The sequence below is a fragment of the Streptomyces sp. NPDC046122 genome (assembly GCF_056429965.1).
On sequence record NZ_JBWKLQ010000002.1, the window covers coordinates 957,673 to 975,324 of the forward strand.

General features: G+C 73.1%; 12 protein-coding genes. 5 read left to right on the forward strand and 7 right to left on the reverse strand.

Annotated features, from left to right (window positions below; genetic code table 11):
* Positions 1-34: 34 nt before the first annotated feature.
* Positions 35-2,863: a helix-turn-helix transcriptional regulator gene (locus AC07FK_RS09170; protein ID WP_479103868.1), complete on the reverse strand. Its 2,829-nt coding sequence runs from the start codon at positions 2,861-2,863 to the stop codon at positions 35-37.
* Positions 2,864-3,298: 435 nt separating this feature from the next.
* Here AC07FK_RS09170 and AC07FK_RS09175 point away from each other — a divergent pair, with 435 nt between their 5' ends.
* Complete coding sequence (locus tag AC07FK_RS09175) at positions 3,299-4,165, forward strand: AfsR/SARP family transcriptional regulator (RefSeq protein WP_479103870.1); 867 nt, start codon at positions 3,299-3,301, stop codon at positions 4,163-4,165.
* 187 nt (positions 4,166-4,352) lie between these two features.
* Here AC07FK_RS09175 and AC07FK_RS09180 read toward each other — a convergent pair whose 3' ends face one another.
* The 4 genes from AC07FK_RS09180 to AC07FK_RS09195 all read right to left on the reverse strand — a co-directional run bounded on the left by AC07FK_RS09180 (position 4,353) and on the right by AC07FK_RS09195 (position 7,125).
* On the reverse strand, positions 4,353-5,246 hold the full coding sequence (locus AC07FK_RS09180) for an ROK family protein (RefSeq protein ID WP_479103871.1): 894 nt from the start codon (positions 5,244-5,246) through the stop codon (positions 4,353-4,355).
* Positions 5,247-5,531: 285 nt separating this feature from the next.
* A complete protein-coding gene (locus tag AC07FK_RS09185) occupies positions 5,532-5,915 on the reverse strand; it encodes a winged helix-turn-helix transcriptional regulator (protein ID WP_479103872.1) in 384 nt (127 codons plus the stop codon).
* Positions 5,916-5,929: 14 nt separating this feature from the next.
* Entirely contained in the window at positions 5,930-6,685 is a 756-nt protein-coding gene (locus AC07FK_RS09190) for a thioesterase II family protein (RefSeq protein WP_479103873.1), read from the reverse strand.
* Entirely contained in the window at positions 6,682-7,125 is a 444-nt protein-coding gene (locus tag AC07FK_RS09195) for a type II 3-dehydroquinate dehydratase (RefSeq protein ID WP_479103875.1), read from the reverse strand. Before AC07FK_RS09195 ends, AC07FK_RS09190 begins: the two co-directional genes overlap by 4 nt.
* Positions 7,126-7,439: 314 nt before the next feature.
* On the opposite strand from AC07FK_RS09195, the gene AC07FK_RS09200 reads away from it, so the two are divergent.
* The 3 genes from AC07FK_RS09200 to AC07FK_RS09210 are packed head-to-tail and all read left to right on the forward strand — an operon-like array spanning position 7,440 to position 10,487.
* Positions 7,440-8,609, forward strand: coding sequence for a DegT/DnrJ/EryC1/StrS family aminotransferase (locus AC07FK_RS09200; protein WP_479103877.1), 1,170 nt, complete (start codon positions 7,440-7,442; stop codon positions 8,607-8,609).
* Positions 8,606-9,781: a Gfo/Idh/MocA family protein gene (locus tag AC07FK_RS09205; protein WP_479103879.1), complete on the forward strand. Its 1,176-nt coding sequence runs from the start codon at positions 8,606-8,608 to the stop codon at positions 9,779-9,781. The genes AC07FK_RS09200 and AC07FK_RS09205 overlap by 4 nt, the downstream gene beginning before the upstream one ends.
* Positions 9,774-10,487 (forward strand): HAD-IA family hydrolase, encoded by a 714-nt coding sequence (locus tag AC07FK_RS09210; protein ID WP_479103881.1) that lies wholly within the window; start codon positions 9,774-9,776, stop codon positions 10,485-10,487. The genes AC07FK_RS09205 and AC07FK_RS09210 overlap by 8 nt, the downstream gene beginning before the upstream one ends.
* Positions 10,488-10,575: 88 nt before the next feature.
* Here AC07FK_RS09210 and AC07FK_RS09215 read toward each other — a convergent pair whose 3' ends face one another.
* Both AC07FK_RS09215 and AC07FK_RS09220 read right to left on the reverse strand, forming a co-directional pair.
* Positions 10,576-11,622, reverse strand: a complete 1,047-nt coding sequence (locus AC07FK_RS09215; RefSeq protein ID WP_479103883.1) for a 3-dehydroquinate synthase family protein — start codon at positions 11,620-11,622, stop codon at positions 10,576-10,578.
* Positions 11,623-11,692: 70 nt separating this feature from the next.
* Positions 11,693-12,499, reverse strand: a complete 807-nt coding sequence (locus tag AC07FK_RS09220) for a hypothetical protein (RefSeq protein ID WP_479103885.1) — start codon at positions 12,497-12,499, stop codon at positions 11,693-11,695.
* A 303-nt stretch (positions 12,500-12,802) separates the two neighbouring features.
* Here AC07FK_RS09220 and AC07FK_RS09225 point away from each other — a divergent pair.
* A partial coding sequence (locus AC07FK_RS09225) for a beta-ketoacyl synthase N-terminal-like domain-containing protein (RefSeq protein ID WP_479103886.1) occupies positions 12,803-17,652 on the forward strand: 4,850 nt, incomplete at its 3' end.

A 17,652-nucleotide genomic window follows, 5' to 3' on the forward strand; every position in this document is an offset into this window, starting at 1 on the left:
CGGGCGGTCCGCATCGGCGGACCGCCCGGCCCTTTCACGCTTCGCCTCCGGCGCCCACCGCCTCCACACCGCTCATCGTCAGTTCGATCGGCAGGTCCTTGCGGCAGGTGACGCCCAACTTCCGGTAGATACGGGTGAGGTGCTGTTCCACTGTGCTCGGCGTGATGAACAGCTTGGCGGCGATGTCACGGTTGGTGTAACCGCCCACCGCCAGCGCCGCGACCCGGCGTTCCGAGCCGGTGAGCAGCGTGCTGTCGGTGACCGCGGGGTGCGCCCCGGCCGGCTCGTCGCTCTCGTCGCCGAAGGACAGCAGCGCCTCGCTGAGCGGCGCGGCCCCGCAGAGGGTGACGAGGTGGCGTGCCCGGCGGGCGTGGGTCCTGGCTCTGCGGTTGTCGCCGAGTTCGGAGTACGCGTCGCTGAGGTCGGCCAGCACCCTGGTCTGCTCGTAACGGTCCCCGCACTGCTCGAACAGGTCGAGCGCCTCGGTCAGCATCTGCGGCCGCCGGCCCACGGGCCCGCCGACGGCCAGCACCCGCAGCGCCGCCGCCCTGGTCCTGGCGCCGCTGTTGCCGGGCCGTCCCAGCTGGTCGTACGCGAGCCGCGCGGCCTGCTCGCGGTTGCCCAGCTCCAGCCACGCCTCGGCGGCGCTGGTGCGCCACGGCACCACGCCGGGGACGTCGATGCCCCAGGCGCGCATCCGCTCGCCGCAGGCGAGGAAGTCGGCGAGCGCGGCGTGGTCGTGGCCGGTGGCCAGGTGGAACTGGCCGCGCGCGTGCAGGTAGTGCAGCCCGTAGCGGGTCTGGAACATGGCCTTCGGCACGGCCCGGGTCAGATACGACTCGGCCTCGTCGTACTGCCCCATCCGCGTGGTGGCGAGGACCAGGGTGCTCAGCGGGGCGCCGAGGGCGACCCCCCAGGCGTTGGGCGCCACATGGCTGAGGGCGAGCTGCGCGTGGTCGACGGCCCGGGACAGGTCGCCCTGGCGGACTGCCGCCTCGGCGCGGGCCGACGACAGCAGGCCCATCCAGGTCGGCGAGTACGGGGTGTGCCCCTCGGTCAGCAGCCGGTCGCACCAGGCCCCCGCGTCCGGGCGGTCGGCGTTGAGCAGCACGCTCAGCGCGAGCAGCGCCGGCTCCTCGGGCCAGGTGATGTCGTAGCTCGGGCCCCGGTCCTTGAGCACCTGTTCGGCCCGCTGCACGACGTCGTGGCTGCGGCCGTTGACCAGGGCGTCGGCGAGCAGCGCGGTCGGCCGGCACCACGGGTCGGCCGGCTGCGCGGCGGCGTCGGCGGGCAGCGGCGCCCGGGGCTTGCGACCCCTGCGCGCCAGCGTCGGGTGGGTCCAGGCAAGCCACTGCTCGGTGTCGTGCAGCAGGGCCGCGACCTCGCCGTGCGGTTCGAGTTCCGTGCCGCGCAGCCGCTCCAGGAGCTCACCGGCCTCCGTGGTGCGCCCCTGCCACAGCAATTGGCGTACGAGGTCGACGGTGTGGGCGGGAGCGAGGTCGCCGTCGCGGGCGGCGGTGACGAGCGCGGCCAGGTGGTTCTCCGCCGTCGCCGGGTCGGACAGGCGCCGCACCTGGACGAGGCGGGCCTCGATCGCGGCGTGTTCGGCCGCCGGCTCGGGCCGGGCGCGCAGGGCCGCTTCGAGGGCGGCGGCGGCGCGGTGCGAACGGCCCGCGATGAGTTCCTGTTCGGCCGCCTCCAGGAGGACGTCGACGCTCCAGGCGGCGGCCGGACGGTCCGCCTCGACCAGCAGCGCCGCGGTCTCCGGCGCAGGGCAGCCCTGTTCGTACAGCAGCTCGGCGGCCTTGATCCGCAGGGTCGCCCGTTCGTCGGCGGGCAGGTCGTCGAGGATGCTCTGCCGTGCGACGTCGTGGCGGAACGCGAGGCCGTTGACCAGTCCGGCGGCCGCGAGGGTGCGCAGGGCCGACTCGGCACGGGCCGGGTCGATGCCGGCGATCCTGGCGATCCGGTCGGGCCTGGCGGAGCCGCCGAGCACCGCCAGGGCGCGGGCGGCGGCGGCCACGGGCGGGTCGACCCGGCTCGTCTGGCGAAGCACCGCGCGCCCGTACCCCTCGCGGCGGACGCCGCCGGTGGCCCGGTGGTCGTCGAGCAGCGCCGTCAGGAGCAGCAGGTTGCCGCCGGCCAGGGAGTGGAACTCGGGGGCGAGGCGCTCCGCGCTCGGGCGGTCGAGGTGCGCGGCGAGGAACCCCGCGACGCCCGCCTCGGTCAGTGCGGTCAGCGCCGTGCGGTGGGCGTGCGGCTGGTCGAGCAGTTCCGTACGGAACATCGGGCGCCCGTCGGGGAGCTCCGAGTCGTCCGTCAGGACGGCCATGACGCGGGTGGACCCCGTGCGCCGGGCCAGGTACAGCAGGCAGTCGAGGGACAAGCGGTCGGCGTGCCGGACGTCGTCGACCGCGAGGAGCACGGTGGCGCGCTGCGCGAGTCGCAGGACCGCCTGGGTCACGTCGGCGAGGAGCCGGGCGAGTTCGGGGCCGATGACCGACGCGCCGGCGCCGGCCTCCGAGCGGTACGTGCCGGAGCCGGCGGCGGGGTCGGTGGCCTGGGTGGCCGCGGCCCTGCGGAGCAGCTCCTCGAACTCGGCGGCCGTCTCGTCCGGGACCGGGGCGCTGCGCAGCAGCTGTCCCAGTACCCCGAACGGAAGGGCGTGTTCGGCACGGGAGCAGGCGGCGCGCAGGACCAGGCCGCCGGTGCGGGACGCGTGCGCGGCGACCCGGTGCAGCAGCTCGGTCTTGCCACTGCCCGACGGGCCGTCGAGCAGTACCACCTTGCCTTTCCTTGTTTCGCATTCCATGAGCATCTGTTTCAAATGCATTGCCTGTTCGGCGCGTTCGACCAGTTCCACTGGCCACCTCCCGTTTTGACAGGTCCAAAGGATCCGAAAGCCGCTGCTCGAGCCGATTCCCTTGACCCTCGGCATGTGGCGGCACTTCGGAAGCTAGCAACCCCTCAGGGGTCCCGGGTTTTCCGGCGTCCACTGGGCGGCAACTGACCGCCCATCGGGTCGCGGGGAGCTCCACCGGGGCCCTCGGGAGAGGTGCTGGACCGCTTCCAGGCGATCTTGAAACGGTCCCAGCGATCAAGGAGGGTGCACAAGATCTCCAGAACAAGGCGCTGACCTGCAATGACGTGGCGCTCGCAAGTCCGAGCGATTCAGGCGTCCTTGAGATTGACAAACCGGTCGCTGGGTTTGTTTACTGTGAGGGGTGGTACGGCGGAAGCGTCCGAACCTCGACTTCGGCTGGAGTGAGCCAGCGTGCGATTCGAATTGCTCGGTCCCTTGAATGCATTCTCGAACGACACCCCCATTAATTTGGGAGGCTTCAACCAGCGCGCCACAGCGGCTTTTCTCCTGCTGCACGCGAACGAAGTAGTACCGACCAGTAAATTGATTCACGCCCTGTGGGGATACGACCCGCCGGCGACCTCGCGGAAAATGGTGCAGAACGCGGTGTCGGGTCTGCGGAAGGTCATCGAGCGGTACGCGGGCCCTTCGGGGGCCGTCACCCTCACGACCAGCCCGCCCGGCTACCGGCTCGGCATCGAGCCCGAGAACTTCGACCTGGGCCGGTTCCGGCGCCTCGTGGAGCAGGGCGGGGCCGAACTGCGGGCAGGGCACAAGGAGCCGGGGCTGGCGCAGCTGCGCGCGGCGCTCGCCCTGTGGCGCGGGCCCGCGCTGAGCGACCTCACGGAGGCGGGCATCGCCTGGCCCGAACTCACGGCCGTCGCCGGGGTGCGCCTCGCGGTCTTCGAGGACTGCACCCGGGAGGCGCTGAACCAGAACAGGCACCAGGAAGTCCTGGGCGAACTGCAGGCGATGGCCGCCGCCGAGCCGGCGGGCGAGCGGATCTGCGGGCTGCTCATGCTCGCGCTGTACCGCTGCGGCCGTCAGCACGACGCGCTCGCCGCCTACCAGCGCACCCGGAGCACTCTCCTCGACAACTTCGGCCTCGACCCGGGGCGGGAGCTGCGGGAGCTGGAACTCGCCATCCTCAACCAGGACCCGGCGCTGGCTCCCGACTCAGGGCCCCGCTGGGCCACCCGTACGATCCCGCGCCCCTCGGCCGCCCACCGGTGCAGCAGGCTCAGCGCCACGGGCGCACCGGGCGGCCGGGCGCGGCCGGCGTACCGGCGCGGCTACGCGTGAGGGACGCCGCCGGGGGTACCGGCGCCTGCTGCGGGTGACGGGCGGCCGACCGGCCTGCCGGCGCGGAACGCGTGACGTGCGCCGGTCGGCGGGGCCGTCGCGGTGGCGCGGGTGACGGGTGCCGGAGGGAACGGGCCGGGCGCGGTCGTGCCGTTCCCCCCGTGCGGTCGGTGGGCCTCCCGGTCCGTCAGCGGGGCCCGGTCCTGGCCAGGAGCACCGCCCCGTCCAGCGACGACAGTCCGCCCAGCGCCGCCGGGCGGACGCGGATCTCGGGCCCGGCCGGTCTGGCCAGCTCGCCGGCGTGCCGGGCCACCGCCTCCACGTAGCCGGGCAGCCCCGCCGCGAAACCGCCGCCCACCGTGACGAGCCGGGGATGCACCAGTTCGGTCAGGCCCACGGCCGCGGCGGCGAGCGCCTCGGCGCTGTCCGTCACCGCGCCGGCCGCCCACGGCTCACCGGCCAGCCAGGCGGCCCGGAGTTCCGTGAACCCGACGTCGCGGCCCAGGCGTTCGCCCGCTCGCCGCAGGACGGCGCGCCCTGAGGCGACGGACTGGACGCAGCCGCGCCGCCCGCAGTCGCACCGCTCCCCCGCCCGGTCCACGATCAGGTGGCCCACCTCGCAGGAACCGCGCGCGGTCCCCGGGCAGATCCTGCCGTCGAGGACGATGCCGCCGCCGATGCCCGTACCGACGCCGAAGTGGACCAGGTCCCGGCAGCCCGCCGCGTCCGCCTCGGCGAGCGCGGCGAGGTCGCCGTCGTCGGCGGTGCGCACCTCGGCCCCGGGCAGCAGGTCCGTCAGCAGCCGGCGCAGGTCGAGGCCCTGCCAGAAGGGCCGGTTGGGCCATCCCCGTACGCGCCCCGCGGCGTCCAGCGTCGCGGGCACCGCCACGCCCACCGCCGTGACCGGGTCCGCCGGGGCGCGGTGCAGCGCGGCGATGCCGGCCGCGAGTACGTCCATGTCGGCGTCCACCCCGCCGGAGTCCGGCCAGTGGAACACGGTCTCCCGCTGCTCGCCCGTGCCGGCCGGCGCGAGTCGCAGCGCCACCTTGGTGCCGCCCACATCTATTCCCAGATAACTCACGTGATCTCCCGGCCCGGGCGGAGTGCGACGCGATCCGGCCGTACGAAGGGGTGCGTAGGGGGTTCTTGACCGGATTGCGCGGCTCTTACATTCGAATTCACTATCTCGCCTGCCGAAGGTGGATCTCATGCAGTCGACGGACGCACGTACTGCCGATGGAATTCCGGCCGTGGAGCCGGCCGCAGATCCGGCCGCGGAATCCCACGACGGGGATTCCGCGGACCCGGGCGCCTTTCCCGAACCGATCGGCGAGGTGCTGAGGATATTTCTCGGAAATCTGCGCGTTCAGGCGACGGCGCGGACGCGATAGGCGCTGCGGGCCGCTTCGAGGGACGCCAGGTTGTGCTCCGCCCACGCCGTCAGCGGCGCGAACGAGTCGAGCAGTTCGCAGCCCATCGGGCTGAGCACGTACTCGACCTTCGGCGGGACCGTCGGGTAGACCGTGCGGACGACCAGGCCGTCCCGCTCCAGGTTGCGCAGGGTCAGGGTGAGCATGCGTCTGCTGATCCCGTCCAGCGAGCGCTCCAGTTCGGTGAACCGTCGCGGTCCGCGCACGGCGGACAGGATCCGCATCGTCCACTTACCGCTCACCCGGTCGAGGATCTCCTCCAGCGGGGCCGCTTCATCTCGTACCAGCCGCGTGAGGGGGGTCGCGTCTCGCAGGGACATGAGCAGACTGCCTTTCAGTGCATAAGGCGTTCGAGGGTCGTCTGGAAGAGGCCGGTCAGGGCCTCCTGGTGGTCGGCGAGGTAGAAGTGGCCGCCGCCGAAGACGCGGAGGGAGAACTCCCCGTCGGTGTGGTGCGCCCAGGCGTGCATCTCGTCGACGGTGACTCTCGGGTCGCTGTCGCCGACCAGCGCGGACACCGGGCACGTCAGCGGCTTCCCGCCGGAGTGCCGGTAGCCCGCGACCGCCCGGAAGTCGCTGCGCAGCACGGGCAGGGTCAGCCGGACGAGTTCCTCGTCGAGGAGCATCGCGTCCTCGCTCCCGCCGAGCACCCGCATCTCCGCCAGCAGGGCCTCGTCGTCCAGCTCGTGGAACCGGTCGTCCCGTACGGCGGACGGCGCCCGCCGCGCGGAGACGATCAGGACAGCCGGCGGGGCGCCGCCGGCTTCGAGCCGCCGCGCCACCTCGTACGCGACGGTCGCGCCCATGCTGTGCCCGAACAGGGCGATGGGGCCCGCCCAGGGCATCAGCGCGTCCGTCACGCGGTCGGCGAGGGCTCCGATGTCCTCCACCGGCGGCTCGTGCCTGCGGTCGTGACGGCCCGGGTACTGCACGGCGAGCGTCTCGATGTGGGGACCGAGCGCGGCGGACAGGGGGTGGAAGTAGCTGGCCGCGCCGCCGGCGTGCGGCAGGGCGACGAGGGTCATCCGGCGGTCCGGCTTGGGGTGGTAGCGCCGTATCCACTGCTGGGAGCAGGTGACCGCGGTCTTCACGCGTTCTCCCGCGCGGCGAGGGCGAGGAGGGCGCGGGCGCCCAGCCGGTAGCCGAGGGCGCCGAGGCCGACGACCACGCCGGAGGCCAGCGGGGCCAGGACGGACTCGTGGCGCCACTGCTCGCGGGCCCACACGTTCGACAGGTGCACCTCGACCCAGGGCCTCGGGTAGTTGGCCAGCGCGTCGCGCAGGCTCCAGCCGGCGACCATCAGCGCGCCGGGGTTCACGATGGCGCCGACGGTGTCGTAGTTGTCGTGGACGGCCCGGACCAGGTCGCCCTCGGAGTCATGCTGGATCGACACGACCTTCCAGTCGGGTCCGGCGACCTCCTCCCGCACGGCCTGCGCTATGTCGGCCAGGCTGTCGGTGCCGTACACCTCGGGCTCACGTTGCCCGAGAATTCCGAGGTTGGGACCGTTCAGCAGGAGTATCGCGCTCATGACTCACCTCGCACTCGGTTCAGGATTCGCGGACTTGGCGAACTTCGCGAACTTGGCAGACTTCAGGGTTTCCCCCTGAAGGTTGTATCAGCTGCGCAATAGGCGGGGGTAATTGCAGGCCCCCGCACCCCGAAGTAAGGGGGGTGATAGTGGGGCCCGTAGGGGATGGGAACGGATGTGGTCCGCGCGCTAGCGTGATATTCCCCGGAAGAGAATGCGCCTCTGTCCGAGCGGTCCGCCGGAACAGTACCGGGCCCTCTCGGAACATTTCCAGACTCTCCGGGCCGCATTCATCCCCAAGAGAATGGACCGTCATGAATGATCGTGCGCAGCAACTGCTCGCGGATCTCCCGCAGTGGCCGCAGTACGGAGACGAGGAACGCACCGGTCTGATCCGCGCCCTCGAACAGGGCCAGTGGTGGCGCATGGGAGGCAGCGAGGTCGACTCGTTCGAGCGCGAGTTCGCGGAGCGCCACGGCGCTCCCTATGCCCTGGCGGTGACGAACGGGACCCACGCGCTCGAACTCGCCCTCCAGGTGCTCGGGGTGGGCCACGGCACCGAGGTCATCGTCCCGGCCTTCACCTTCATCTCCTCGTCCCAGGCCGCCCAGCGCCTGGGCGCCGTCGCCGTCCCGGTGGACGTCGACCCGGACACGTACTGCCTCGACCCGGCGGCCGCCGCCGCGGCGGTCACCTCGCGCACCCGCGCCATCATGCCGGTGCACATGGCGGGGCACTTCGCGGACATGGACGCCCTGGCCAAGCTGTCCGCCGACACCGGTGTGCCGCTGATCCAGGACGCGGCGCACGCCCACGGCGCGGAGTGGCTCGGCCGCAAGGCGGGCGAGCTGGGCTCGGTGGCGGCGTTCAGCTTCCAGAACGGCAAGCTGATGACGGCCGGCGAGGGCGGCGCCGTCACCTTCCCGGACGAGGCGACGTACCAGGAGGCGTTCCTGCGGCACAGCTGCGGCAGGTCGCGCACCGACAAGAAGTACTTCCACGAGACCTCGGGGTCCAACTTCCGGCTCAACGAGTTCTCCGCCGCCGTGCTCAGGGCGCAGCTGGGCCGCCTCGACGAGCAGATCGCGCTGCGCGAGCAGCGTGCGCCGCTGCTCGCCGGACTGCTCGCCGAGATCCCGGGCGTGGTCCCGCAGTCGCGGGACGAGCGGGTCACCGCCAATCCGCACTACATGCAGATGTTCCGCCTGCCGGGCATCGCGGAGGAGAAGCGCAACGCGCTGGTGGAGGAGCTCGTGGCGCGGGGCGTGCCGGCCTTCGTGGCGTTCCGCGCGATCTACCGCTCGGACGGCTTCTGGGAGAACGCGGCGCCCGACGAGACCGTCGACGAGGTGGCCCGCAGGTGCCCCAACACCGAGGCCATCAATGCGGACTGCGTCTGGCTGCACCACCGCACCCTGCTGGGCACGGAGGAGCAGATGCACGCCGTCGCCGAGGTCGTCGCCGACGTGGTCGCACGGACGTGAACGGCCCGGTGGGCGTGCGGGGACCGGACGGCCCTCCGGTCCGCACCAGCGTGGTGGGCCTCGGATGGGCCGCCAAGTCCATCTGGCTTCCCCGGCTGCGGCAGCACCCCTCGTTCGCCGTGGCCTCCGTGGTGGATCCGAATCCGGCCGCACGGGCCGAGATCCCCCAGGACAGGGCGGGTACGCGGCTGCTGGACGACGTCTCCGAGCTGAACCGCGGCGGCACGGACCTGGCCGTCGTGGCGGTGCCCAACCATCTGCACAGCACGGTCGCGTGCCGGCTGCTGCGGATGGGCATCCCCGTCTTCCTGGAGAAGCCGGTGTGCCTCAACTCGGCGGAGGCGGAGCAGCTCGCCGCCGCCGAGCGGGCGGGCGGCACCGTGCTGCTCGCGGGCAGCGCGGCCCGCTACCGCGCCGACGTGACGGCGCTGCGGCGGGTCGTACGCCAGGACCTGGGGGAGCTGCGGCACGTGGAGCTGTCGTGGGTGCGGGCCCGTGGCGTGCCGGACGCCGGCGGCTGGTTCACCCAGCGGCAGTTCGCGGGCGGCGGGGCGCTGGTCGACCTGGGCTGGCACCTGCTCGACACGGTCGGCCCGATCCTGGGTCCCGTGGGGTTCGACCAGGCCGTGGGGACGGTGTCGGACGACTTCGTCAACGACCGCTCCTCGCAGGCGGCCTGGCGCGAGGACGCCCCGAGGGACGCGGGTTCCGACGGCGACGTCGAGGACACCGCGCGCGGCTTCCTGGTGACCGAGGACGGTGTGTCCGTGGCCATACGGGCGAGCTGGGCGTCCCACGAGCCGTACGACGTGACCCGCATCCGGGTCGACGGCAGTGCCGGCAGCGCCACCCTGACGTGCACCTTCGGCTTCAGCCCGAACCGGCGCAAGGGCTCTTCGCTGGTCCGGGTGCGGGACGGCGTCGAGACCCAGGTGCCGCTGCCGGAGGAGGAGATCGGGGCGGAGTACCTCCAGCAGCTCGACGAGCTGCCGGGGCTCCTCGCGGACCCGGCGTCACAGGGGCGGACCGTCGACGAGGTCCGCCGCACCATCGCGGTGATCGAGCGCATCTACCGCTCGGCCCGCAGGGCCCGGATCGGAGCGCGCTCCACAAGAGCGGCCCGCCCGGTGCCCCACTCGACCCTACTGAACACGGAGGATCACCATGCCTGACACCCTCAGGCCTTCCGCGTATCCGGTGCCGATACCCGGGACCGGCTTCCGGGCGGTCGTCTTCGACCTCGACGGGGTGCTCGTCGACAGTTACGAGGTGATGCGGGAGGCGTTCAGCGTCGCGTACCGGGAGGTCGTCGGCGCCGGGGAGGCACCGTTCGCGGAGTACAACCGGCATCTCGGCCGGTACTTCCCGGACATCATGAAGATCATGGGGCTGCCGCTGGAGATGGAGGCGCCGTTCGTCCGCGAGAGCTACCGGCTCGCGTCGCAGGTGCCGGTCTTCGACGGGGTGCCCGAGATGCTGCGCGAGCTGCGCGGACGGGGGATACCGCTCGCGGTCGCCACCGGCAAGGCGGGCGACCGGGCGAGGGCGCTCCTCGCGCAGCTGGGGCTCGCCTCCATGTTCGAGACGATCATCGGGTCCGACGAGGTGGCGCACCCCAAGCCCGCCCCGGACATGGTGCGGCTCGCCGTGTCCGTGCTCGGCGCGCGCCCCGAGGAGACGGTGATGATCGGGGACGCGGTGACGGACCTGCAGAGCGCCCACGGCGCCGGGGTGGCCGCGGTGGCCGCCCTGTGGGCGGGGGTGGACGAGGAGGCGCTGCTCGCGGCCGGTCCCGTGGCCATCTTGAACCGCCCCGCGGAGGTGGTGTCGTTCTGCGCGGCGTCCGGGCAGACGGTCGCCGGCGGCGTGGCGTCGTAACCGCTCCGCCCTCTCCCCCCGCACATGCGAAACGGCCCGGACGATGCCGCGTCCGGGCCGTTTCGCATGCGGTGCGGCCGCACCGGCGTCAGTCGTACGGCCGGTCGTCGACGGGCATCGCCTCCAGGGTGCGCAGGACGACGGCTTCCGGGACGTCGCGTACGAGTTCGGCACCCGCCGGGCCGTCCAGGACGAAGGCGAGGCCGCCGTCGGCCTTCTTGTCGCGCCGCATGTACCGCACCAGCTCGTCGTGTCCGACGCCCGGGGGCAGGCCGAGCGGCAGTCCGTACCGGGCCACGACCGACCGGTGCTCCTCCACGCGGGCGGCGTCGATCCGGCCCAGGGCGCCGGCGAGCCGGCCGGCGAAGACGGTGCCGATCGCCACCGCCTCGCCGTGCCGCAGCCGGTAACCGGTGGCGCGTTCCAGGGCGTGACCGAGGGTGTGGCCGTAGTTGAGCAGGTGGCGCACGCCCTGGTCGCGTTCGTCCTTGGCCACGACGGACGCCTTCAGCCGGACGCTCGCGGCGATGCGCTCGGCGAGCGGCAGGTCGTACAGTCCCTCGGCGCCGATGAAGTGGCAGCGGGCGAGTTCGCCGTACCCGTTGGTCCACTCCCGCTCGGGCAGGGTGCCGAGGAAGTCGGTGTCGCACAGGACAGCGCGGGGCTGCCAGTACGCCCCGACGAGGTTCTTGCCCTCGGGCAGGTTCACTCCGGTCTTGCCGCCGATGCTGGCGTCCACCTGGGCGAGGAGGGTCGTCGGCAGGTGGATCACCGGCATGCCCCGGTGGTAGAGGGCGGCGGCGAGGCCCACGGCGTCGGTGGTGGTGCCGCCGCCGCAGGAGATCACCACGTCGCCGTGGTGGAGGCCGAACTCCGCGAACCGGCTGCACAGTTCGGCGACGGTGGCGAGGTTCTTGTTCGTCTCGCCGTCCTGCGCCTCCAGCCACAGGGTGTCGATGCCGAGCGGCGGCAGCAGGCCGGCGGGGCGCGCCGAGACGACGGCGGCGCGGCGCGCGCCGGTGTCCCGGACGATGTCGGGGAGCCGGTCGCGTACGCCGGCACCGATGTGCACGGTGTACGCGCGGTCGCCGAGGCCCACTTCCACCTGGTGGCGGGGCACGAGCAGTTGGCTCATCGGGGTGTCCTTTCGGCGGTCCTGCGGTGGCGGCCGCTGCGGTCGTTACGGGGCCGGTGAAGAGGGGCGGTCACGCGGTCTGGAGCCCGGCCGAGGGCACCGCGATCGGCTGGACGTCGGCGCCGGAGGAGTCGAGCACCGCGCGGACGGTACGGGCGGCCATCGCCTCCGTGACGGCGGGGATGCGCAGCCTGCGGTGGGTGAGGTGCGCGTGGTCGAAGAGCAGGTAGTTGACCGGCGCGCCCTCGGCCGCCCACGAGTTGGCCGTACGGCGCAGGGTGCGCAGGTAGTCGTCCCAGCGCCGGGCCGTCTCGTTCCCCATGGCGGGCAGCCCCTCGGCGAGGGCGCCCGCCGCTGGACCGCCGCGGTCTCTCAGCTCGGTGCGCTGCGCCGGCGTGAGGCCCTCCGTCCAGTGCTGCCAGCACTGGAAGAGGAATCCCTTGCGGGCCGCTTCCGGAATCAGCGCCACGACGTGCCGAAGATGCCAGATGGTGAAGGCGAGCTGCGCGTTGTACGGCGCGACCGGTTCCCGCGCGACGGCGAGTGCGAGTTCACTGGACGCCATGGCGACGTCGTCGTGGAATTCGATGTCGCAGGCCAGCGGGTGATGCGGAACGGCTTCCCGCAATTCCTCGACGACCGGCGGATTTCCGTACGGGGACACTTCCTTGAGCAATCGGGATTTCACTTCGTGGAGAACCGGCTCCGAGGAACTGGCCCACAGCCCGATCTCGGGGTTCTTGCCCAGCTCGGTCCAGTGGAGGAACCACCGGCTGCCCCCGTCGGCGGCACGCAGGTCGCGTACCAGCTCAAGCAGGCTTTCCGGCGGTTCGGGGCGGGTGATGCCGGCGCTGCCCGTCCCGTGGGGGGCGGACACGCGTGCGTGGATCCAACGGTGCGTCATATCGGGTTACCTCAGTTCGTCACCAGCGGGGATGCCCGGACTATTGCTCTGACGACGCGGGCGCGATTGAATGCTAGGCCCGGCTGATAACTCCCACTATTGGGCGGCACAACCTACCTTCTCCGCACCCGAAGTCAGGGCCCTGATAGGGGGGTCGACTGGGGTTACGGGCGCGGCGGCAACAACGAGAATGTTGTCCTGTAGAGCAGGCTTCAGGACAACAGATTCTCAAAGACGTAATTCATTGTTGCCGTGTTATCGAGGGGTGTGGGGAACATGCTGCGAACCGAGCTGATCCGACCGTTGCCGGAGTTGCTCACCGCGCACGCGAACCGCTTCGGGAACAAGATCGCCTATCGCGATGCCCGCCGCGCCGTCAGCTGGTCGCAGCTGGCGGCGCGTACCGGGCGGATCGCCGGGCACCTGGCGGCCCTCCGGCTCCAGCCGGGCGACCGGGCCGCGTTCCTCCTCGGCAACTGCATCGAGACCGTGGAGAGTTATCTCGCCGTGGTACGGGCGGCGGCGATCGGCGTACCGCTCAACCCGCGCTCCACGGACTCCGAGCTGACCCACCTGCTCAGCGACAGCGGCGCCCGCGTGGTGATCACGGACGCGGCCCACCTGGACCAGGTGCGGCGGGTGCTCGGCACGGACCGGTCGGTCCGCGTCGTGGTCACCGGCGCCGAACGCCCGGCGGGCACCCTGTCCTTCGAGGTCCTCGCCACCACCGAGCCGCCCGCCCCCGCGCGCGACGACCTCGGCCTCGACGAGGTCGCGTGGATGCTCTACACGTCGGGCACCACGGGCAAGCCCAAGGGCGTGCTCTCGACCCAGCGCAACGCGCTGTGGTCGGTGGCCGCCAGCTACGTGCCCATTCCGGAGCTGTCGGCCGACGACCGCGTCCTGTGGCCGCTGCCGCTCTTCCACAGCCTGTCGCACATCGTGTGCGTCGTCGCGGTCACCGCGGTGGGCGCGTCCGTGCGGCTCGTCGACGGGTTCGCCGCCCAGGACGTCCTCGCCGCCGTGCGCGAGGAGGACTCGACGTTCCTCGCCGGCGTGCCGACGCTCTACCACCAGCTGGTGCGGGCCGCGGCCCACCCGGACTTCACGCCGCCGAGGCTGCGCGTGTGCCTGGTGGGCGGCGCGGTCACCACCGCCGCGCTGCACACCGCCTTCGAGAAGGCGTACGGCGCCCCGCTGCTCGACGCGTACGGCTCCACCGAGACCTGCGGTTCCATCACCATGACCTGGCCGACCGGGGCCCGCGTCGAGGGCTCCTGCGGACTGCCGGTGCCCGGCGTCAACGTACGCCTGGTGGACCCGCAGTCCGGGGCCGACGTGGCCACCGGCGAGGAGGGCGAGGTCTGGGTCAACGGCCCGAACGTGATGGCCGGTTACCACAACGACCCGCAGGCCACGGCCGAGGCGCTGCGGGACGGCTGGTACCGCACCGGGGACCTGGCGCGCCGCGACGAGGCCGGTTACTTCGCCGTCACCGGGCGTCTGAAGGAACTCATCATCCGCGGCGGCGAGAACATCCACCCGGGCGAGATCGAGGAAGTGCTCCGCTCCGTGCCCGGCGTCGCCGACGTCGCCGTCGTCGGCAAGCCGCACGACGTGCTCGGCGAGGTGCCGGTCGCCTTCCTGGTGCCGGGCCCCGAGGACATCGACACGGAGCTCCTGTACGCCGCCTGCCGCGAGCGGCTCGCGTACTACAAGGTGCCCGAGGAGCTGTACGAGACGGCCCGCATCCCCCGCACCCAGTCCGGCAAGATCACCCGGCACCGGCTGCTCGACGGTCCCATGCGGCTGCGCGCGGCGAACAGCAGCCACTACGAGTCGCTGCTGCGCCTCGACTGGGTTCCGCTCACCCTGCCCGCGGCCGGTGCCTCCCCCGAGCCGTGGACGGTCTCCGGTCCCGACGCGGCGGCGCTCGCCGCCGGGCTCGACGCCCGGCTCGCGGCCCTCGGAGCGGGGCAGTCCGCCCCCGGGACCGTGGTGCTCGGCCTCGACGTGCCCAAGGCCGCGGCGGCCGCCGACTTCGCGGGCGCCGTGGCCCGTACGGTGCGTGAACTGGCCGACCGGCTCGCCGGCTGGCTCGCCGACGAACGCCTCGACGGCACCCGTGTCGCCGTCGCCACCCGTGGCGCTGTCGTCGCAGGCCCTCACGAGACGCTCCACAACATCGCGCACGCCCCGGTGTGGGGTCTGCTCCGCGCGCTCCAGGCCGACCACCCGGGACGCCTCGTCCTGGTCGACCTCGACGAGGCCCCCGCGTCCCTGGAGGCGCTGCCCGCGGCGCTCGCGTCCGGCGAGCCGCAGTTCGCCATCCGTACCGGAGTGCCGCTGCTCCCCCGCCTCGCCCGCGTCGCGGCGAGCACGGAGCCGCGGGTCGGGCCCGCCCTCGACCCGGAGCGCACCGTCGTCGTCACCGGCGCCGACAGCGCGCAGGGCGCCGCGCTCGCCCGCCACCTGGTCGCCGGGCACCGGGCCCGGCGACTGCTCCTCATCGGCTCGTACGACGCCGACGACGAGGCCCTCGTCGCGCTGCGCGGCGAACTGGCCGCACTGGGCGCCAAGGTGACCACCGCCGCCTGCGACCCGGCCGACCGGGCCGCGCTCGCCGCCGTACTGGAACGGGCCGAGCGCCCGCTGACCGCCGTCGTGCACGCGCACGGCTGGCAGACCGCGCTCACCCACCGCCCCGACCGCGCCCTGGAGTCGGCGGTCGGCGCCCTGCTGCATCTGCACGAGCTGACCCGGGGCCACGACCTGGCCGCGTTCGTGGTGTGCTCGTCGGCCGACACCCTCCTCGGGGCGCCCGGTGAGGGCGACCGGTCCGCGTACACCGCCTTCCTGGACGCGCTGGCCCAGCACCGGGCCGACCGCGATCTGCCGGCGCTGTCCCTGGGCTGGGGCCCGTGGGAGCCGACGGCGGCCATCGACCGGTCGCGAGAGACGGCCGCGGGCGTCGGCACCCTCAGCACCGCGGACGGACTCGCGATGTTCGACGCGGCCCAGCTCGCCGGCCCGGCCCACAGCCTCCCGATGGCCATGGACACGGCGGCCATCGCGACGGGCGGCGTGTCTCCGCTGCTCAGCGGCCTCATCGACACCTCGGCCACACCCGCCTCCGCCGACACCAAGGTCGCCGCCGCCCTGCGCGAGCGGCTGGCCCCGCTGGCCGACGCGGAGCAGCTGCGCATCCTCCTCGAAACGGTGCGCACGGAGGCCGCCCGGGTCCGCGACCTGGGCGGCATCGCACAGGTCGGCCCGGAGCGCGCCTTCAAGGACCTCGGGTTCACCTCGCTGCACGCGGTGACACTGCGCAACCGCCTCACGGAGACGACGGGCCTCAAGCTGCCCGCCACGCTCGCCTTCGACCACCCGACCCCCCAGGCCGTCGCCCGCCTGCTGCACACCCTGCTGACCGGCGCCGCGACCGAGGCCGAGGAGGTGCGGCCCGAGGTGGCGGGCTCCGACGAGCCGATCGCCATCGTGGGCATGGCCTGCCGGCTGCCCGGCGGCGTCGCCTCGCCCGCGGACCTTTGGCGCCTGGTCGAACAGGGCACGGACGCGGTGTCCGGCTTCCCCGAGGACCGCGACTGGAACCTGGAGGAGCTGTACGACCCGGAGGGCGCCAGGCCCGGTTCCTCGTACGTCCGCGAGGGCGGCTTCCTCTACGACCAGGCCGATTTCGACGCCGAGTTCTTCGGCATCTCGCCGCGCGAGGCCATCGCGATGGACCCGCAGCAGCGGCTGCTCCTGGAGACCTCGTGGGAGGCGTTCGAGCGGGCCGGCATCGACCCGGCGCGACTGCGCGGCCAGTCGGTGGGCGTGTTCTCGGGCGTGATGTACCACGACTACGGGTCCCAGGTGGTGTCCGCACCGGCGGAGTCCGAGGGCTACCGGGGCACCGGCACGGCGGGCAGCGTCGCCTCCGGCCGGGTCTCTTACACGTTCGGTCTCGAAGGCCCGGCGCTCACCGTCGACACCGCCTGTTCCTCCTCACTGGTCGCCCTGCACCTGGCGGCCCAGTCACTGCGCAACGGCGAGTGCACCATGGCGCTCGCGGGCGGTGTGGCGCTGATGGCGCGGCCCACCTCGTTCGTGGAGTTCTCCCGTCAGCGCGCCCTCGCCGCCGACGGCCGCTGCAAGGCGTACGCGGACGCGGCGGACGGCACCGGCTGGGCGGAGGGCGTCGGCGTCCTGCTCGTCGAACGCCTGTCGGACGCCGAACGGCTCGGCCACCCCGTGCTCGCGGTCGTACGCGGCTCCGCCGTCAACCAGGACGGCGCGTCCAACGGCCTCACCGCACCGAGCGGCCCCTCGCAGCAGCGCGTCATCCGGCAGGCGCTGGCCAACGCCCATCTGCTGTCCCCCGACGTGGACGCGGTCGAGGGCCACGGAACCGGCACGATGTTGGGCGACCCGATCGAGGCACAGGCGCTCCTCGCGACGTACGGCAGGGAGCGGGACACCGAACAGCCGCTCTGGCTGGGCTCGTTGAAGTCCAACATCGGGCACGCCCAGTCCGCCGCCGGCGTCGCCGGTGTCATCAAGATGGTCGAGGCGATCCGTCACGGGGTGCTGCCGAAGACCCTGCACGTGGACCGGCCGTCAACGAAGGTGGACTGGTCCGAGGGCGCCGTGGAGCTCCTCACCGAGGCCCGCCCGTGGCCCGAGCTGGGCCGCCCGCGCCGGGCCGCCGTCTCGTCCTTCGGCGTCAGCGGCACCAACGCCCACGTCATCATCGAGCAGGCACCGGCCGCGGTCGCCGAGGAGTCGTCCGCCGCGCCGGACGCCGCACCGGCCGTCGTACCGTGGCCGGTGTCCGCCAGGACGTCGGACGCGCTGCGCGCCCAGGCCGAGCAGGTGCTGGGCGTGGCGGAGGACGCCGACCCGGTCGCCCTCGGACACGCGCTGGCGTTCACCCGTGCGCCGCTCGGCGAGCGGGCCGTGGTGGTGGCCGGGACGGCCGACGCCTCGGCCGCGACGGCCGCCCTGCGGGCGCTGGCGGCGGGTGAGTCCGCCGCCGAGCTGATCACCGGGACGGCGGACGTGGACGGCAAGGTCGCGTTCGTCTTCCCCGGCCAGGGACACCAGTGGGCCGGCATGGGAGCACA